The sequence below is a fragment of the Leclercia sp. LTM14 genome, from assembly GCF_023736175.1.
In the GTDB taxonomy this organism is placed as follows: Bacteria; Pseudomonadota; Gammaproteobacteria; order Enterobacterales; family Enterobacteriaceae; genus Enterobacter; species Enterobacter barmai.
Map to the genome: position 1 here is coordinate 318,922 of NZ_JAIKTT010000004.1, position 16,103 is coordinate 335,024.

A 16,103-nucleotide genomic window follows, 5' to 3' on the forward strand; every position below is an offset into this window, starting at 1 on the left:
CCCGGATGAGCAGACGCTGGCAACAGGTTCGACACCAGCTGCGCCGCAATCGTCCGGCGCAGTTCTCTCTGTTTGTACTCTTTATTTTTATCGTCGCCGCGCTCTGTGCGGGCTTAAGTCCTTACGATCCGGACCAGATGGCGCTCGGCGCACGAACGCTGCCACCGGATGGTGCCCACTGGTTCGGCACCGACGAGTACGGACGCGACTACTTCACCCGCGCCCTCTACGGCGGGCAGATTTCGCTGATGGTGGGCTGTCTGGCGATGGTCTTCTCCACCCTGATCGGCACGCTTGTTGGCACCCTGAGCGGCTACTTCGGCGGCTGGCTGGATAACCTGATGATGCGCGCGGTGGATATCCTGATGGCGATCCCGGCCTTCTTTCTGCTGCTGGTGCTCAACGCCTACCTGAAGCCCGGCGTGGATAACATCATCATGATCATCAGCCTGCTGACGTGGATGAACATGTCCCGGCTGGTGCGGGCCGAAACCCTGTCGGTTAAGGAGCGCGAGTATGTGCTCTACGCCCGCGCCTCGGGGGAACACCCGCTGCGGATCATCCTGCGCCACATCATCCCCGGCGTGCTGCCGACCATTATCGTCGCCGCTACGCTGAATATCGCCTCGGCAATTCTGATGGAGTCGACCCTCAGCTTTCTCGGCCTTGGCGTGCAGGCGCCTGCCGCGTCCTGGGGCAGCATGCTTAACAACGCCCAGTCGTATATCGGCGAGGCCTCCTGGCTGGCGATGTTCCCGGGCATTCTGATCCTGCTGACGATGTTCAGCTTTAACGTGTTGGGCGACGTGTTCCGCACCGCCTTTGAGCCGGGAGCGAACCGTGATGAGTAACTTACTCGAACTCGATAACCTGCAAACCACCTTCCGCACCCGCGATGGCGATGTCCACGCGGTGCGCGGGGTGAGCTTCCACGTGAAGCCGGGCGAGCTGGTGGGCATTGTCGGCGAATCCGGCTGCGGCAAAAGCGTCACCTGCAAGTCGATCATTCAGCTTCTGGGCAGCAACGGGCGCATCACCGGCGGGCAGATCCGCTTTAACAATGACGATCTGGCGCAGAAAACCCCGGAGCAAATGCGTGCGATCCGTGGGAACCAGATCGCGATGATTTTCCAGGATCCGATGACCGCCCTTAACCCGGTGGTGACCATCGGCAGGCAGATGTCCGAGATCCTGATGCGCAATAAAGGCTTAAATAAGAGAGCGGCGAAGGCGGCGAGTATCGCCATGCTGGAGCAGGTGGGCATCGCCGAAGCGGAGCGCCGCTACGGACAATATCCCCACGAGTTCAGCGGCGGCATGCGCCAGCGGGTGATGATCGCTATCGCGCTCTCGTGCGATCCGCAGCTGCTGATCGCCGATGAGCCCACCACTGCGCTGGATGTCACCATTCAGGCGCAGATCCTGCGTCTGCTGAAGAGCCTGCAGCAGAAAACCCACACCGCTATCCTGCTGATCACCCACGATCTGGGCGTGGTGGCGCAGGTGTGCAGCCGCGTAGTGGTAATGTACGGCGGGCTGGTGATGGAGGAGGGCAGCGTGGAGGATATCTTTTATCGCCCGGCGCATCCCTATACTCAGGGTTTGCTGGCATCGCTGCCGCACCCGGAGCAGACCAGCCATCGCCTGTCGCCCATTGAAGGCTCGCCGCCGGGGCTGCTGGATCCGCCTCCCGGCTGCCCGTTTGCCGAACGCTGTCCGAAGCGGATGCCCCAGTGCGAGCGTCAGCCCCCGTTTTATCGCCCCGATCCGGGGCATCGCGCCGCCTGCTGGCTGCTGGCCGATAAGGAGGTTCAGCCATGAGTGAACAACACGCCCCGCTGGTAAGCGTGCGGGATCTGCATAAACACTTCACCCTCAACGGCGGTCTGCTGCGCAAAGGGGTGGCGGTGAAAGCGGTGGATGGCGTCAGCTTTGATATCCAGCCGGGCGAGACCTTTGGCCTGGTGGGGGAGTCCGGCTGCGGTAAATCGACCCTCGGGCGCGCCATTCTGCGGCTGTTTGATATCACCTCCGGCGAGATCCACTTTGCCGGGCAGGAGATTGCCAGGGCCAGCGAAAAGCAGCTCAAGCCGCTGCGCAAGCGGATGCAGGCGATCTTCCAGGATCCTTACTCCTCGCTGAACCCGGGGATGACGGTGCAGCAGCTGGTGGCGGAGCCGATGCAGATCCACGGCTACAGCCGGGAGGAGCAGCGGGAGCGTACCGAAACCCTGCTCTATAAAGTGGGGCTCAAGCAGGAACATTTGCAGCGTTTCCCGCACGAGTTCAGCGGCGGCCAGCGCCAGCGGATCAGCATCGCCCGCGCCCTGTCGGTGCGCCCGGAGTTTGTATTATGCGATGAGCCGCTGTCGGCGCTGGATGTTTCCGTGCAGGCCCAGGTGGTGAACATTTTGCAGGATCTGCAGCAGGAGCTGGGGCTGACCTACCTGTTTATCGCCCACGACCTGTCGATGGTGCGGCATATCTCGACCCGCATCGGGGTGATGTATCTCGGCAAGCTGGTGGAGGTGGCACCCGCGAACGCGTTGTATCAACATCCGGCGCACCCCTATACCCGGGCGCTGCTGGCCTCGGTGCCGCAGCCCGATCCCCGCATTCGTAACCTTGAGCAGGCGACGTTGCGCGGGGAGATCCCAGGCCCAACCTCGGTGCTCCCCGGATGTAAGTTTTGCAGCCGATGCCCGCACGTGATGCCGGTATGTCGCCGCGAAGTGCCTGCGATGCAGGAGATCGCCCCCGGCCATTTCGCGGCCTGTTGGTTGTTTAAGGTGTGAGCCCGCGCCGTGAAACAGTATGCCGATGCGCACGCGTCGCGCTATCGGGGCTTTATAAACAGGAGAGTGCATGACCCAGGCAATAATGCTGCAGGGAACCGCGTCCGACGTAGGTAAAAGCGTGCTGGCCGCGGGCCTGTGCCGCATTTTTTATCAGGATGGCTGGCGCACTGCCCCCTTTAAATCGCAAAACATGGCGCTCAACTCCGGGATCACCCCGGACGGCAAAGAGATGGGCCGGGCGCAGATCATGCAGGCCGAAGCCGCCGGGATTGTGCCGGATGTGCGCATGAACCCCGTTCTGCTCAAACCCGCCGCGGGCAGTCAGGCCCAGGTGGTGCTGATGGGCGAGGTGGCAAGCAATATGGATGCCGCCCGCTATCACGACTTCAAGCCGCGTCTGCGCGAGCAGATCGCCGGGGTGTATCAGAGCCTGGCGCAGGAGTATGACATCCTGGTGCTGGAAGGGGCCGGGAGCCCGGCGGAGATCAACCTGCGCGATCGGGATATCGCTAACATGGGAATGGCGGAGCTCGCCGGATGCCCGGTGATCCTGGTGGCCGATATCGATCGCGGCGGGGTGTTTGCCGCCATCTACGGCACCCTGGCGCTGTTGCAGGATCACGAGCGCTGGCGGGTCAAAGGGGTCATCATCAACAAATTTCGCGGCGATGTGGCGCTCCTTTATTCCGGGTTACAGCAGATTGAGTCCCTCACCGGCGTACCGGTGCTGGGGGTGATGCCGTGGCTGGATCTCGACCTGGAAGAGGAGGACGGCGTGGCTCTCCAGCGGGGCAGCGCGCGCCAGTCCCAGGATCGCGATATCGACATCGTGGTGGTGCACTTACCCCATATCGCCAACTTCACCGATTTTAATGCGCTGTCAGCGCAGCCGGATGTGCGGGTGCGCTACGTCAGCCAGCCTGAAGAACTGGCGGGCGCCGACCTGCTGATCCTGCCCGGGAGCAAAAACACCCTTCACGATCTGAACTGGCTGCGCGAAAGCGCCATGGCCCACGCCCTGCTGCAACGACACCGCGACGGCGTGCCGCTGCTGGGTATCTGCGGCGGGTATCAGATGCTGGGCGATACCCTGATTGACGAAATCGAATCCGGCCTCGGGCGCATGCCGGGGCTGGGGCTGCTCAATACCGTCACCCGGTTTGCCCCGCATAAAACCACCACCCAGGTCAGCGCGCAAATGGCCGCAACGCTGCCGGGCTGGCTGGCACCGCTTGCCGGGATGACGCTTCAGGGTTACGAGATCCACATGGGGCAAACCACGCTAGCCGAGGGCGCGCAACCGGCGCTGTGGCTGCAAAAAGAGGGGGCGGTGGCCGACGGCACCGTGAGCGACGACGGGCTGGTGTGGGGCACCTATCTGCACGGCCTGTTCGACAACGATACGTTCACCCGCGTGCTGGTGGACAGCCTGCGGGCACGGAAGGGGTTACTTCCTCTCGGATCCGCGCCACAATACGCCAGCTATAAAGCACAGCAGTTTGACCGGCTGGCGCAGACCATGCGCCAGCACATTGATATGGCGAAGATTTATCAGATCATGCGTGAGCATCAGGAGTGCAGGGAATGATTGTTGTGACCGGTGGGGCGCGCAGCGGTAAGAGCGCCCACGTTGAGGGGCTGGTCGCCCGCCAGTATTCACAGGTGTTATATATCGCCACCTCCACCGTTACCGATGATGAAATGGCGGCGCGTATCGCCCGGCATCGCGCCCAACGGCCAGCTCACTGGCGCACGCTGGAGTGTTATCGCGATCTGGATGCGGTTATCCGCCAGCAGGTGCAGCCGGGCGAAGCGGTGGTGATCGAGTGCATCACCACTCTGCTGGCGAACCTGCTGTACGACGCTTCGGGCGGAGCCGATCCCGATACGCTGGATTTTGACGCGCTGGAGAAGGGGTTGCAGCAGCAGATCGACGCCCTGATTGCCGCCTGCCAGCAAACCCGCGCCCCGGTGTATATCGTCACTAACGAACTGGGGATGAGCATTACCCCGGAAAACCGTCTGGCGCGGCATTTTGTCGACATCGCCGGACGAGCGAATCAAAAACTGGCCCGGGCGGCAGAAGAGGTCTGGCTGGTGGTCTCAGGGATTGGAGTGAAAATCAAATGAACTTAGCGATGTTATGGGCGACGCTGCGCCTGATGTCACGTATTCCGGTGCCGGAAAATGGTCCGACGGGGTGGAGTTTCGCCAGCTTGCCCGTGGGGTGCCGTGGTTTGTGCTGATTGGCGCCATCATTGGCGTGCTGGCCGGGCTGGTGGCGGTGGTGGTGAACCAGACCGGGGGCGGCATCTACATCGCTGCCGCGGCATACGTGCTGGCGCTGGTGCTGCTGACCGGCGGGTTCCATCTGGACGGGCTGGCCGATACCTGCGACGGCATCTTCTCCGCCCGCACCCGGGAGCGGATGCTCGAGATCATGAAGGACAGTCGGCTCGGCACCTTTGGCGGCCTGGCGCTGGTCTTCTCCATTCTGATTAAGGTCTGCGCGGTCTTTACCCTGGCGCAGCTTCCGCTGAAGGAGTGGTTCTCGCTGCTGGTGTGCGCCCCCATTGCCGGGCGCGCCGTGCTGGTGCTGGGGATGTACGGCCAGCGCTACGCCCGCGAGGGGGAAGGGATGGGCAGTCTCTATATCGGCCAGGTGGGCTTGCGGAAAACGGCGCTCACGCTGCTGGCCGGGGCGATCGCCGTGGGGCTGATCGCCGGCATCCACGGGCTGGCGGCCATCCTGGTCACTTACGTCGTGAGCTACGCGCTGGTGCACTCTATCCGCCGTCGTCTGGGCGGGCAGACCGGCGACACGCTGGGTGCGCTGGCAGAGACCGCCGAGATGGTGTTTCTGCTGGCCTTACTGTGGGTGTAACGCATGCGAATTTTTCTGGTTCGTCACGGGCAGACCGCCGCTAACGCAAGCGGCCTGTTCTACGGCAGCACCGATGTTCCCCTGACCCCGCTCGGCATTGAGCAGAGCACCCGCGTGGCCGGTTTGCTGGCGGAAGTCGCTTTCAGCCAGGTGCTTTCCAGCCAGCTCACGCGCGCCCAGCAGACCGCCGAGCTAATCGTCCCCATCACCGGGTTCGACCCCCGGCTGAACGAGATGGATTTTGGCCGCTGGGAGATGCGCCATTTCAGCGACATCGCCGAAGAGGAGCCGGAAGCCTGGCAGCGCTGGATAGATGACTGGCAAAACGCCACCCCGACCGACGGCGAGCCGTTTACCCACTTTGCCGAACGGGTGAAGGCGGTGGCGGAAGAGTTAGCCCTGCGCAAGGAGCCGGGCGATATGCTGATCGTGGCGCATCAGGGGGTGCTCAGCCTGCTGCTGGCCCACTGGTTGCGCATGCCGACAGAATCGTTATGGCATTTCCCGTTTAAGCAGGATGCGTACACGATGGTAGAAAATCGCGACGGGTTTATGGTGTTACGCGTTTTTAACGACCGCAGCCCTTTCCGGGCAGAAGAATGAGAACAAGCATGCAGACAATACAGGACCTGGTGGCCGCCATTCGGCCGTTGGATCAGCACAAGCAGGCGCTGGCAGCGGCGCATATCGATGGTTTAGTGAAGCCGCTCAACAGCCTGGGCCGCCTCGAGACGCTGGCGATCCAGCTGGCGGGGATGCCGGGGTTAACCCGGCTCGACAACCTGCAAAAAGAGATCGTGGTGATGTGCGCCGATCATGGCGTTTACGACGAGGGGGTGGCTATCAGCCCGCAGCAGGTCACCCATCTGCAGGCGCTGAACATGCTCAAAGGCACCTCCGGGGTCTGCGTGCTGGCGAAAAGTAACGGTGCCTCGGTACTGCCGGTAGATATCGGCATCGACTGCGAGCCCATCGACGGGATGCTGAGCCTGAAGGTGGGGCGCAAGAGCGGCAACATCGCCCGTGGCCCGGCGATGAGCCGCTCTGAGGCGGAGCACCTGCTGCTGCGTAGCGCACAGCTGGTGCCAACGCGTGCGGCAGAGGGTATTGCGGTATTTGGCACCGGCGAGCTCGGTATGGCCAACACCACGCCCGCGTCGGCCATTATCAGCGTGCTGTGCGGCTGCGATCCCCATGAGGTCGTGGGTATCGGCGCGAACCTGCCGGCGGAGCGGATGGCGCATAAAGAGGCGATGGTGCGTCAGGCCATTGAAGTCAATCAGCCCAACTCCGCCGATGGCATCGACGTGCTGGCGAAAGTGGGCGGCTACGACCTGGTGGGGATGACCGGCGTGATCCTCGGGGCCGGATCCTGTGGTCTGCCGGTGGTGCTGGACGGTTTTCTCTCCTATGCAGCGGCAATAGCCGCCTGCCAGATTGCGCCCGAGGTGAAAAACTACTGCATTCCGTCGCATTTCTCGGCGGAAAAAGGATCCCAGCGGGCGCTGGAACACCTCGGGTTAACCCCCTATCTCTACCTGGATCTGCGTCTCGGCGAGGGAAGCGGGGCAGCGCTGGCGATGTCGATCGTCAGCGCCGCCGGGGCCATGTATTGCGAAATGGGCGTGCTGGCAGAGAGTGGGATCAGCCTGAAGGCGTAAGCTGGCGCTGATGCCATCTTCCCAGCAGCAGCACCGTGGTGAGCGCGCCGAGCAGGGCGCAGAACATATCCGACTGGGTGTCCCACTGATCGCCCTGGGTGCCGAGGAAATCATCCGCGCCTTGCCCCATCGCCAGCGCCGCCCACCATTCGATTAGCTCGTAGGTGGCACTGATCGCCAGCGCCACGCAGCACACCAGAAAGCCCGTCATCTTATTGCCCCTGACGTAGCCGCCGCGCACCAGGATCTCCCGTGCCGCCAGCGCCGGGACCAGCCCCTGGAAAAAGTGCCCCAGCTTGTCGTAGGGGTTACGGCTCAGGTGGAACATATCCTGCACGGCAAAGCCCACGGGCACTTTGGCGTAGGTGTACATTCCGCCCACCATCAGGATGATGGCGTGCCAGAAAATCAGGAAGTAGAGCAGGGGCGTCAGCGGGTAGCGGCGTTGAGTGGCCAGCAGCAGCGGCACGATGATGATGACGGGGGTCACTTCCATTAGCCAGGTGATGCGGTCCTGGGTATACAGGCCGGTATAAATGAGGATCAGCAGCAGAAGCAGCGCGCCGACCTTTAATGCAGAGGAGAGAGCGGATTGTGTCATGTTATTTAAGTGTTTAGTAAAACAGACACTATCGATCTGCCCGGCGAAAAACACAACATTTTACGCCGGGCATAAAAAACGGGGCCGCTGTGGGCCCCGTTGATCGTTTATAACAATCAGAACGACTTGCGTAAACGCAGGCTGAAGGTGTGCGCCTGGTAACGGTCGCCGGCCTGCAGATCGTAACGTGCGTCGAAGCTCAGGTCGTTGGCGTCGTAAAGCGTGCTGCCGATGGCGATGCCAGCCATATCTTCCACCGGTGAGGCACCTTTGGTGATAAAGCTGGTTTCACCGATGGCGTCGGCGGCGTAGGTCGCATGGCTGCTGACCTGACGGTTATCGTACTGGTGGATCCACGAGACCTGGGCGAACGGCGTCAGGTTACCCAGACCGGTGGCGAAGGTCTTCTCGATGCGGGCACCGATATCGCTCACGACCGACTGGCTGTGGGTGCTGCTCACATCCAGCGCCATACCGTTGCCGCCGGTTTCGCTGTAGCCATCAACATGCTGATAGCCGTAGGTCAGGCCCGCCAGCGGAGTCAGGACCACGTCGGCTGGCAGCGCGATCGGGTAGCCAAACTCACCTTGCAGGGTAACGGACTGACCGTTGAACTTGCCGTGGGCCGCGCCGGAGAAGCCGGTGAAATCTGCCCGGCGAACCGAGCTGTAGTTCTGACGGTTCAGGCCCGCGGAAAGGTTCAGGTACCACGGATTTCCGGTGTAGCCCGCGTAACCAATCACCCCGTAGTTGTCGGCGGTGGAGTTGTTGCCGCTCAGGTTGTCTTTACCGTGCACGGAGGTGTTGCTGTAGTTCAGCGCCGCACCCAGACGCCAGTCGTCGCCCAGCGCGCGGTCGGCACCGATGATCAGGCCGCCAAATTTCGCTGAGTAACCGCTCACGTCGTCGCTGCTGTCCTGACGGGCATAGCCGCCGAACGGCTGTCCCCAGACGATCCAGTTATTCGCGTAGTCGTCACCGGTTGCTACCCCGCTGACGCCGGAGGCTTGCGGGTTACGAACGGCATCGATGTGAGCACCCACTACGGCCTGAGCAGTAGAGGTGGCAACGGTTGCCGCTGAACTGGTGTTGAGGTTCTGGCTGGTAGAGAGACGCTCGCCAACGCGGTTCGCCTCTTTTTTACCTTCAATCGCCAGCGAGGCGTTATACAGGTTCAGCAGCTCCGGAGAGGCGATACCGGAATAGCTCGCCAGGCCGCCGAGTGAAGCGGTGGCGCTTGGGATAGTGGCATAACCCTGCTTGCCCGGCTGGGCAGGGGCTGGCTGTGATGGTGCAGGCTGCGTCGGCTGCACTGGCGTTGTCACCACCGGCGGGGTGACTTCCGGCTCTGTGACCACCGGCGGAGTGACTTCTGGTGTCGGCTCAGGCTGAGGTTCAGGCTGCGGCTCTACCGGATCGGGAGTGACCGGCTCTGCGCCCAGGGTTAACACCAGCGCTTTGCTCTGGGCGTCTTCATAGACGGTGCCGTTAACAGTGCCACGGTAGCCGAGCGCTTTGTAGTTCAGCTGGTCAGCGTGATAGTCGGTCTGGGCGCCTGCGGCATTGATCACCACGTAACGCTGCCCTTCGGCGAACTGATAGGTGTTGCCGGTACGCAGCAGGTTGATGCTGGAGCCCGCGTCGATAGTGGCGTTGCCGCTGACGTTCAGACGACCATAGCCCGCGTCGGCAAGCAGATCGCCGCCAGCCACGGCCAGATCGGAGACGCCGGAGATCAGCGTGGCGGCCGCTTTCTGGTGGTAATCGCCCAGGATGTTGAGGCTGTTATTCACCTGCAGGGACGCGGCTTCGTTCAGCACGATGCCGGGCGTCACTTCCACTTCGTCGCTCATCTGCACTGACATCAGGCCATACTCGGGGATGCTGCTAAAGGTACTGATGTTGTCGTTGAGCAGCAGGGCGCCGCTGCCGAATGTCACGTTGGAGGCGGTAATAGTGCCCGTCGCGCCGTCGAGGCCGGTCAGGGTACCCATGTTGGCGCCGCCGTTAATGGTTAATGGCGTCGCGCTGGTGGAGTAGATATCACCGGTCACGGTGCCGGTATTATTGAGGGTCACCGTGTCGCTGTTATTGCCGTTTACAAACAGGGCATAGCCGCCACCGCTTAGTTGACCGTTGTTGACGATCTCGGTGTTGCCCTGGTTGTTGTAATTCCAGATGTAGATCCCGCTCCAGTTACCTGAGATTTCACCATTATTCTCGATGGTGCCAATCTTGCTATTGCTGCTGTTGTTGTACACAGCGGTGTCATTGGCGGTGATGGTACCGTTATTTTCAAGGGTGCCGAGGGTGCCGGAGTTGATAATGCCGTAGGAGCTGCCGTTGATTTTATCGTCATTGACGAGGGTGTTGATGACGCCCTGGTTAATGATAGCGGAGGTGCCGTAATAGTCGGTCGTGCCGCCTTCAATGGTTCCGGTGTTATGCAGCGTGCCAATCGTGCCGCTGTTAAAAATGGCGCTTTTCTGCCCAACGTACATGCCGTTCTCATTGTTCACGGAAGAGATCAGGCCAGCGTTGGTCAGGTTATCAATGGTGCCCAGATTGTTGATGCCGCGATAGCCCACAATCTTGCCATCTGCGGTATTGGTCAGGGTGCCGATAGTCCCGGCATTGCTCAGCGTCCCGGTGTTATTAAACCCGAAGATGCTGTAAGAGCCCGGCATGCTCTCAAGGGTGCCGCTGTTGGTGAAGGTATCAACCACGCCCGTTGCACCCACCGCCACGACGCTGCCGTTTTGGTACTGGCGCAGGCTGGAGATGGTGCCGTTATTGTTAAGCGTTCCTACTGTTCCATTAATCTGAACAATATTGTCGTTTCCTGAGAATGGGTTATCAACGCTACCGTTAATGATCCCGTCATTGGTAAGTGTGGTTACAGTAACGTCCGCGTTCAGGGTTAATGCGGTGGTAGGTGTACCTGTAATGCTTCCCGCCTGCGTGATGTGCACCAGCTCTTTTGAATCGGTGATCTGAACATTACTCGTCGGCGTGTCGATAATTAACTCGGGAGACGTTGCGAAGGCTTGCGCAGCGCTTGAGGCAACCAGCAGGGAGATCAGCTGGCTAAGGCGTTTCTTTTCCATGGTATTCCGTCATAAGTTGCGATGTTGTGCAAAATGCTGGGGCGATTTCTTCGGATTAATCCGATATCTTCGGGCGCAGAATATACAATTTGTTGCCGAAAACAATAAGGGATGCTTAATTATTTCAGGCTGAATTAATTCCACATTTTTTGTAATGTTTATAATTTGAGTTAAGGCTGGTGGCGGCATGAGGATATATCCTCACCTTTTGCAGGGAACCTTATTGATTAGTTTGTCTTTATTATTGAGCGGGTGTATTTCCGTCGATCCCAACACCGCCGCGCAGCAGATCGCCGCTCATAGTGGTCTTACCAGTGAAAAATTTGACTCAGATCCCTACCCGATTGTCGGCTGGCATCGGATCGTGCCGCCGGTTAAGACGCTGCATGTCTACATCGAGGGGGATGGCTTTGCCTGGAAAAACCGCACCACGCCATCCGATAACCCTACGCCGCGTAATCCCGTCGGCCTGAAGCTGGCGGCAGCGGATAAACACGCCAGCGTGCTTTATCTGGCCCGGCCCTGTCAGTTTATAGGACCGCCTTTGCCGGCCCGTTGCAGTGCCAATATCTGGACTCAGGAGCGCTTCTCACCTGCGGTTATCGACGCCATGAACGCGGCGCTTAACCGGGCTGTACAGCGTTATCCCGGGGTGAAAATCGATCTGATTGGCTACTCCGGGGGCGGAAATATTGCCGCGCTGCTGGCGGCACGGCGGAGCGATGTGCGCTCCCTGCGCACGGTGGCGGGGAATCTCGACGTTGCGTATGTGAACGCCCTGCATCATGTCACTCCGATGCCCGCGGCTAAGAGCGCCATTGAAAGTGCCCCGGCGCTTCGCAGTCTGCCGCAGATCCACTTCAGCGGTGGGGATGACACTACCGTGCCGCCCGCCGTTGCCAGGCGGTTTCAGCAGGCGGTGGGGGAGAATTGCACACGGGTAGAAACGATTGGTGGGATGGCACATGGCTCGGACTGGGCTAACGTCTGGCCGCAACTGCTGGCGCAAGGTTTGCCGGGATGCTGAATAAACCGATCGCAAAATGTTACCCTTACGCACCCCGGCGACGGTTGAAGGATTTCAGGACCGAATAATGAAAAAGAAAGAGTTTGTGACTCAGGATCTGCTGAGCAAAATCTATCAGGACACCACGGCGGGGCCACGCAAACTTCCCCCTGAAAGGCAGCTTGCCGAAGAGTATGGCGTGTCACGTTTCACTATCCGCCAGGCGCTGGAGAAGCTGGTGAGCATTGGCGTGGTGCGGATAGTTCAGGGGTCGGGTATCTGGATCAACGAGCACGCCCGCAATAACCCGCTGATCTACAACTCGATCACGGAAAAGCGATTCGACCAGATGCGCTACCGGATGATCAGCCTGCATAAAACGCGGCCCGACCGCGCGGTACAGCAGATCTTCGGTATCGATGAAGAGAGTTTTATCTGGCACTTTTGTCGTCTGCGCTATGTCGATGACCAGCCCGTACAGCTGGAGGTTTCCAGCATGCCCGCCGCCGATTTCCCCGATCTTAATCAACAGGTCATTGAGCGCTCTATTCAGCAGTACTTATTAAGTAAGGGGCTGGTAATTTCCCATATGCTCACCACCTACCGGGCGGTCAGCGTCAGCCGTGAACAGGCGGTGCTGCTGGGCTGCAAAAAAGGCGGGCCGGCAATGCATATCAATAACCGGGGAATACTGGAGGGGGGCCGGGTATTTGAGGTGAGCGACATCATTGATATCAACTACACCTGCACTTACGTCAGCCCCTGGAATCGCGATAATTTAGCCTGGCGGCAAAATCAGGGCGTATGAATGGTGCCGTCCGGCAGGCGGCTTTGCGTCCACTCGTGCGGGCGATAAACCACCGGATACGCCAGGGCCTGCTCTTCATTAAAGCCGGTGCCGATGCCTGGTGCGGCCGGCGGGTAGACAAACCCGTCCTTCACCTCAGGCGCGCCGGGAAACACGCTGTCGGTCGTGGCTGAGCGGGGGATAAACTCCTGAATGGCGGCATTGTGCAGATGAATATTCAGGTGCGTATTTACCGCCACGCCGATCGGGGTCATATCGCCGGGGCCATGCCAGGCAAGGCGCACGCCAAAGGCCTGGCATAAATGCGCCAGCTTAAGCGCGGGGGTAATACCGCCGATCTGCGAAACATGACAGCGAATAAAGTCGATACGACGATTTACGATCAAGTCGTGCCACTCCGCCGGATTATTGAATAACTCCCCCATCGCCAGCGGTACGCAGCTTTGCTGACGAACCTGTTCCAGCCAGGCGCTCTGCTGGGGCGGCAAAATATCTTCGATAAAATAGGGCTGATAAGGCTCCAGCTGTTTGGCCAGCAGCACCGCCTGCTGGGGGAACAGGCGCTCGTGCACATCGTGTAAGAGCTGGAGCTTCCAGCCATATTTCTCGCGCAGGGCGCGGAACATCTCCACGGTATTGCTCATATATTCATGCTGATCGAACCACGCACCTGCCGTTGGATTTTCCGGGGCGTGCAGGGCTGACGGTGTGCCGCCGTAAAAACCGAGCTGGCAGCGGATATGTCGATAACCCTGCGCCACCAGTTTATCGACCGAGGCAAACAGCTCTTCCAGCGTCTCGCCGCTGGCGTGGCTGTAAGCCGGGATCGCATCACGGGATTTCCCGCCCAGCAGCTGATACAGCGGCATACCAGCCAGTTTTCCTTTGATATCCCACAGGGCCATATCTACGCCGGAGATGGCATTATTCATCACCGGACCGTTACGCCAGTAGGCGTTGACGTTCATCATCTGCCACAGATCTTCGATGTTGTTAGCATCCCGGCCGATCAGCAGCGGTTTAAGGTACTCATCAACAAGTGTTTTAACTGCCAGAGGACGCTGCTGGAAGGTGGCACAGCCGTGTCCGACAGGCCCTTGCTCCGTTGTGACGCGCACGGTTACCAGGTTATGTCGGTCCGGGCGGATAATAAAACACTCGATATTTTTGATAATCACAGGCGTCACGAGAAACTCCTTTGCTGCGCTGTGGAAATACAGAATGGGAATATCATCACCCCAAAAATGTTGGCGGGTAAATGGTTTTTTTATTATTTATTTTGGTCAGTTATTTGGTTTTATTTTAATTAAAAACCGTACCAATTTTGCATTATCTACAGTTTTGTTTCTCTTATGCAGGCTGATTGTGAGCGACTTCAAATTTTATTGGTTTGTTTTGTTGTTGTGGTTTATTTATGCTCACTGCATCAATAAAACGACAACAATAGCGGCAGGAGTCTTTATGGGGACGCAAGAAGCCATCAATAATATTATTCGTCTGGTTGGCGGGCAGGGGAATATTAATAAGGTCTGGCACTGCATGACGCGGCTACGGTTTGATTTAATCGACGATAATAAAGTGGATCAAAACGCGATCAAAAATGTGCCCGGTGTGCTGGGGGCACAACTCCAGAGCGATCAGTTTCAGGTGATTATCGGCCCCAAGGTTAACAGCTGGTACGATCAAATGCTCAGCGTGCTAGGTCAGGATGCCAGTAATGCACCAACGGCAAAAAAGGGGCGTAAAAGCCTGGTCTCTCTCTTTATGGATACCGTATCGGGCGTATTTGGTCCGATTGTACCGGCCATTGCCGGGGCTGGGATGATCAAGGGCCTGCTGGCTGGGCTCATCGCGCTTAAGGTGGTGTCGGCAAAAAGCGATACCGTTATGGTGATAGACCTTATCGCCAGCGGCGTCTTTTATTTCCTGCCGTTCTTTCTTGCGGTGTCGGCGGCGAAGATTTTTAAAACGAATGAGTATCTCGCCGCAGCGGTTGCTGCCTGTCTGATGTATCCCTCCTTAATAGAAGCGGCGAAAGCGCTGGCGACACATCAGGAAGGTGCGGTGAGTGCCCTCTGGTTAATGAATGCGATCCCGGTATCCGTCTTTAACTATGCTTCGAGCGTGATTCCGGTGATTTTCTCGGTGCTGGCACTGAGCTATATCCATCGCTGGGTCGACAGCATTATGCCGGATGTGCTCAAAACCGTATTTACGCCCACGCTCACCCTCTTTATAGGTGCGCTGGCGGCGCTGGTGGTGATCGGCCCCATCGGCATCTGGCTGGGTAAAGTACTCGCCTTCTTTATAGAAGGGCTGTTTGGTGTGTCGGCCAGTTTTGCCGGGCTCATTGTTGGGGCCATCCGTCCAGTGGCGATCCTGACCGGGATGCACCACGCGATGACGCCCATCGCCCTGCAGAACTTCAGCGACCGTGGCTACGACATGCTGATGCCGATGATGTTTATGGCCAATATGGCGATTGCGGGGGCGACGTTTGCTATCTGGCGCCTGAGCCGTAATCGTCAGGAGAAGACCGTCACGCTGTCGGCGGCCATCTCTGCGCTGCTGGGCATTACCGAGCCGGCACTCTTTGGGGTACTGACGCGCTACAAAAAAGCGTTCATTGCGGCGACGGTAGCCAGCTCCCTCGCGTCTGCCTTCATCGCCTTCTTCGGCGTGCGTCTTTATGGCTATATCTTGTCGAGCATCTTCAGCTTGCCTGCTTATATAGGCCCGTACTTTGTCTTCGCCCTGGCAGGCGTGGCGATATCACTGGTGTTGTCCTTTATGCTGACCACAGTTCTGGTAGGAAAAGAGCAAGCCGCCGAATGATTCAGAACCCCGTCTCACCGCCTGCGCAGCGGCTAATATCACGGTGATTGTGGATAAGTCTGTGTGTAATCAGGTATAAGGCGGGGTTTTGCTGGGGAATGCAGCAGTCAGTCATTTTTCTGTCATTTAAGGGTTGCGGCCTGAAGAGAACTCCCTATAATGCGCCTCCATCGACACGGCGGATGTGAATCACTTCACACAAACAGCCGGGCCGGTTGAGGAGAAAAGCGTGAAATAATCGCTTGACTCTGAAAGAGGAAAGCGTAATATACGCCACCTCGCAACGGTGAGCGAAAGCCGCGTTGCACTGCTCTTTAACAATTTATCAGACAATCTGTGTGGGCACTCAAAGTGACATGGATTCTTAATGTCGAAAGACAATAAATGAATACCAAGTCTCTGA

Annotated in this window: 14 protein-coding genes; 11 read left to right on the forward strand and 3 right to left on the reverse strand. The window is 59.0% G+C overall.

Features of this window, described 5'->3' with window-relative positions:
- The first annotated feature begins 5 nt into the window (after positions 1 to 5).
- From K5I40_RS12260 to cobT, 8 genes are all read left to right on the forward strand, one after another.
- Positions 6 to 851, forward strand: coding sequence for an ABC transporter permease (locus tag K5I40_RS12260; RefSeq protein WP_223074625.1), 846 nt, complete (start codon positions 6 to 8; stop codon positions 849 to 851).
- Positions 844 to 1,821, forward strand: a complete 978-nt coding sequence (locus K5I40_RS12265; RefSeq protein WP_039031819.1) for an ABC transporter ATP-binding protein — start codon at positions 844 to 846, stop codon at positions 1,819 to 1,821. Before K5I40_RS12260 ends, K5I40_RS12265 begins: the two co-directional genes overlap by 8 nt.
- Positions 1,818 to 2,795, forward strand: coding sequence for an ABC transporter ATP-binding protein (locus K5I40_RS12270; RefSeq protein WP_039031820.1), 978 nt, complete (start codon positions 1,818 to 1,820; stop codon positions 2,793 to 2,795). The genes K5I40_RS12265 and K5I40_RS12270 overlap by 4 nt, the downstream gene beginning before the upstream one ends.
- A gap of 70 nt (positions 2,796 to 2,865) precedes the next feature.
- A complete protein-coding gene (locus tag K5I40_RS12275) occupies positions 2,866 to 4,386 on the forward strand; it encodes a cobyric acid synthase (RefSeq protein ID WP_223074626.1) in 1,521 nt (506 codons plus the stop codon).
- Positions 4,383 to 4,928 (forward strand): bifunctional adenosylcobinamide kinase/adenosylcobinamide-phosphate guanylyltransferase, encoded by a 546-nt coding sequence (gene cobU / locus K5I40_RS12280; protein WP_223074627.1) that lies wholly within the window; start codon positions 4,383 to 4,385, stop codon positions 4,926 to 4,928. Before K5I40_RS12275 ends, cobU begins: the two co-directional genes overlap by 4 nt.
- A gap of 13 nt (positions 4,929 to 4,941) precedes the next feature.
- The gene (gene cobS / locus K5I40_RS12285; protein WP_309487358.1) at positions 4,942 to 5,682 is read left to right on the forward strand and encodes an adenosylcobinamide-GDP ribazoletransferase; all 741 of its coding nucleotides are present in this window, start codon (positions 4,942 to 4,944) and stop codon (positions 5,680 to 5,682) included.
- A gap of 3 nt (positions 5,683 to 5,685) precedes the next feature.
- A complete protein-coding gene (locus tag K5I40_RS12290) occupies positions 5,686 to 6,285 on the forward strand; it encodes an adenosylcobalamin/alpha-ribazole phosphatase (protein ID WP_223074629.1) in 600 nt (199 codons plus the stop codon).
- 8 nt (positions 6,286 to 6,293) lie between these two features.
- Positions 6,294 to 7,343 (forward strand): nicotinate-nucleotide--dimethylbenzimidazole phosphoribosyltransferase, encoded by a 1,050-nt coding sequence (gene cobT / locus K5I40_RS12295; protein WP_223074630.1) that lies wholly within the window; start codon positions 6,294 to 6,296, stop codon positions 7,341 to 7,343.
- On the opposite strand, the gene K5I40_RS12300 is transcribed toward cobT, so the two are convergent.
- Both K5I40_RS12300 and K5I40_RS12305 read right to left on the reverse strand, forming a co-directional pair.
- On the reverse strand, positions 7,327 to 7,944 hold the full coding sequence (locus tag K5I40_RS12300; RefSeq protein ID WP_138370207.1) for a DUF2238 domain-containing protein: 618 nt from the start codon (positions 7,942 to 7,944) through the stop codon (positions 7,327 to 7,329). The genes cobT and K5I40_RS12300 overlap by 17 nt on opposite strands.
- 116 nt (positions 7,945 to 8,060) lie before the next feature.
- Positions 8,061 to 11,051 (reverse strand): autotransporter domain-containing protein, encoded by a 2,991-nt coding sequence (locus K5I40_RS12305; RefSeq protein WP_223074631.1) that lies wholly within the window; start codon positions 11,049 to 11,051, stop codon positions 8,061 to 8,063.
- 187 nt (positions 11,052 to 11,238) lie between these two features.
- On the opposite strand from K5I40_RS12305, the gene K5I40_RS12310 reads away from it, so the two are divergent.
- Together K5I40_RS12310 and K5I40_RS12315 are read left to right on the forward strand one after the other, a co-directional pair.
- Positions 11,239 to 12,078, forward strand: a complete 840-nt coding sequence (locus tag K5I40_RS12310) for an alpha/beta hydrolase (protein ID WP_223074632.1) — start codon at positions 11,239 to 11,241, stop codon at positions 12,076 to 12,078.
- A 67-nt stretch (positions 12,079 to 12,145) separates the two neighbouring features.
- On the forward strand, positions 12,146 to 12,865 hold the full coding sequence (locus tag K5I40_RS12315) for a GntR family transcriptional regulator (RefSeq protein ID WP_223074633.1): 720 nt from the start codon (positions 12,146 to 12,148) through the stop codon (positions 12,863 to 12,865).
- Here K5I40_RS12315 and K5I40_RS12320 read toward each other — a convergent pair.
- Entirely contained in the window at positions 12,853 to 14,052 is a 1,200-nt protein-coding gene (locus K5I40_RS12320) for an enolase C-terminal domain-like protein (RefSeq protein ID WP_223074634.1), read from the reverse strand. The two genes, K5I40_RS12315 and K5I40_RS12320, sit on opposite strands and share 13 nt — an antisense overlap.
- Positions 14,053 to 14,326: 274 nt before the next feature.
- Here K5I40_RS12320 and K5I40_RS12325 point away from each other — a divergent pair, with 274 nt between their 5' ends.
- Positions 14,327 to 15,700: a PTS transporter subunit EIIC gene (locus K5I40_RS12325; RefSeq protein WP_223074635.1), complete on the forward strand. Its 1,374-nt coding sequence runs from the start codon at positions 14,327 to 14,329 to the stop codon at positions 15,698 to 15,700.
- Positions 15,701 to 16,103 lie beyond the last annotated feature (403 nt).

Bases quoted from the DNA above. Each gene is read 5' to 3' on its own strand.
- K5I40_RS12260 (WP_223074625.1), top strand. From the start codon at position 6: ATGAGCAGACGCTGGCAACAGGTTCGACACCAGCTGCGCCGCAATCGT.
- cobS (WP_309487358.1), top strand. From the start codon at position 4,942: ATGGGCGACGCTGCGCCTGATGTCACGTATTCCGGTGCCGGAAAATGG.
- K5I40_RS12300 (WP_138370207.1), bottom strand. From the start codon at position 7,944: ATGACACAATCCGCTCTCTCCTCTGCATTAAAGGTCGGCGCGCTGCTT.
- K5I40_RS12310 (WP_223074632.1), top strand. From the start codon at position 11,239: ATGAGGATATATCCTCACCTTTTGCAGGGAACCTTATTGATTAGTTTG.
- K5I40_RS12305 (WP_223074631.1), bottom strand. From the start codon at position 11,051: ATGGAAAAGAAACGCCTTAGCCAGCTGATCTCCCTGCTGGTTGCCTCA.
- K5I40_RS12275 (WP_223074626.1), top strand. From the start codon at position 2,866: ATGACCCAGGCAATAATGCTGCAGGGAACCGCGTCCGACGTAGGTAAA.
- K5I40_RS12290 (WP_223074629.1), top strand. From the start codon at position 5,686: ATGCGAATTTTTCTGGTTCGTCACGGGCAGACCGCCGCTAACGCAAGC.
- K5I40_RS12270 (WP_039031820.1), top strand. From the start codon at position 1,818: ATGAGTGAACAACACGCCCCGCTGGTAAGCGTGCGGGATCTGCATAAA.
- K5I40_RS12265 (WP_039031819.1), top strand. From the start codon at position 844: ATGAGTAACTTACTCGAACTCGATAACCTGCAAACCACCTTCCGCACC.
- K5I40_RS12325 (WP_223074635.1), top strand. From the start codon at position 14,327: ATGGGGACGCAAGAAGCCATCAATAATATTATTCGTCTGGTTGGCGGG.
- cobU (WP_223074627.1), top strand. From the start codon at position 4,383: ATGATTGTTGTGACCGGTGGGGCGCGCAGCGGTAAGAGCGCCCACGTT.
- cobT (WP_223074630.1), top strand. From the start codon at position 6,294: ATGCAGACAATACAGGACCTGGTGGCCGCCATTCGGCCGTTGGATCAG.
- K5I40_RS12315 (WP_223074633.1), top strand. From the start codon at position 12,146: ATGAAAAAGAAAGAGTTTGTGACTCAGGATCTGCTGAGCAAAATCTAT.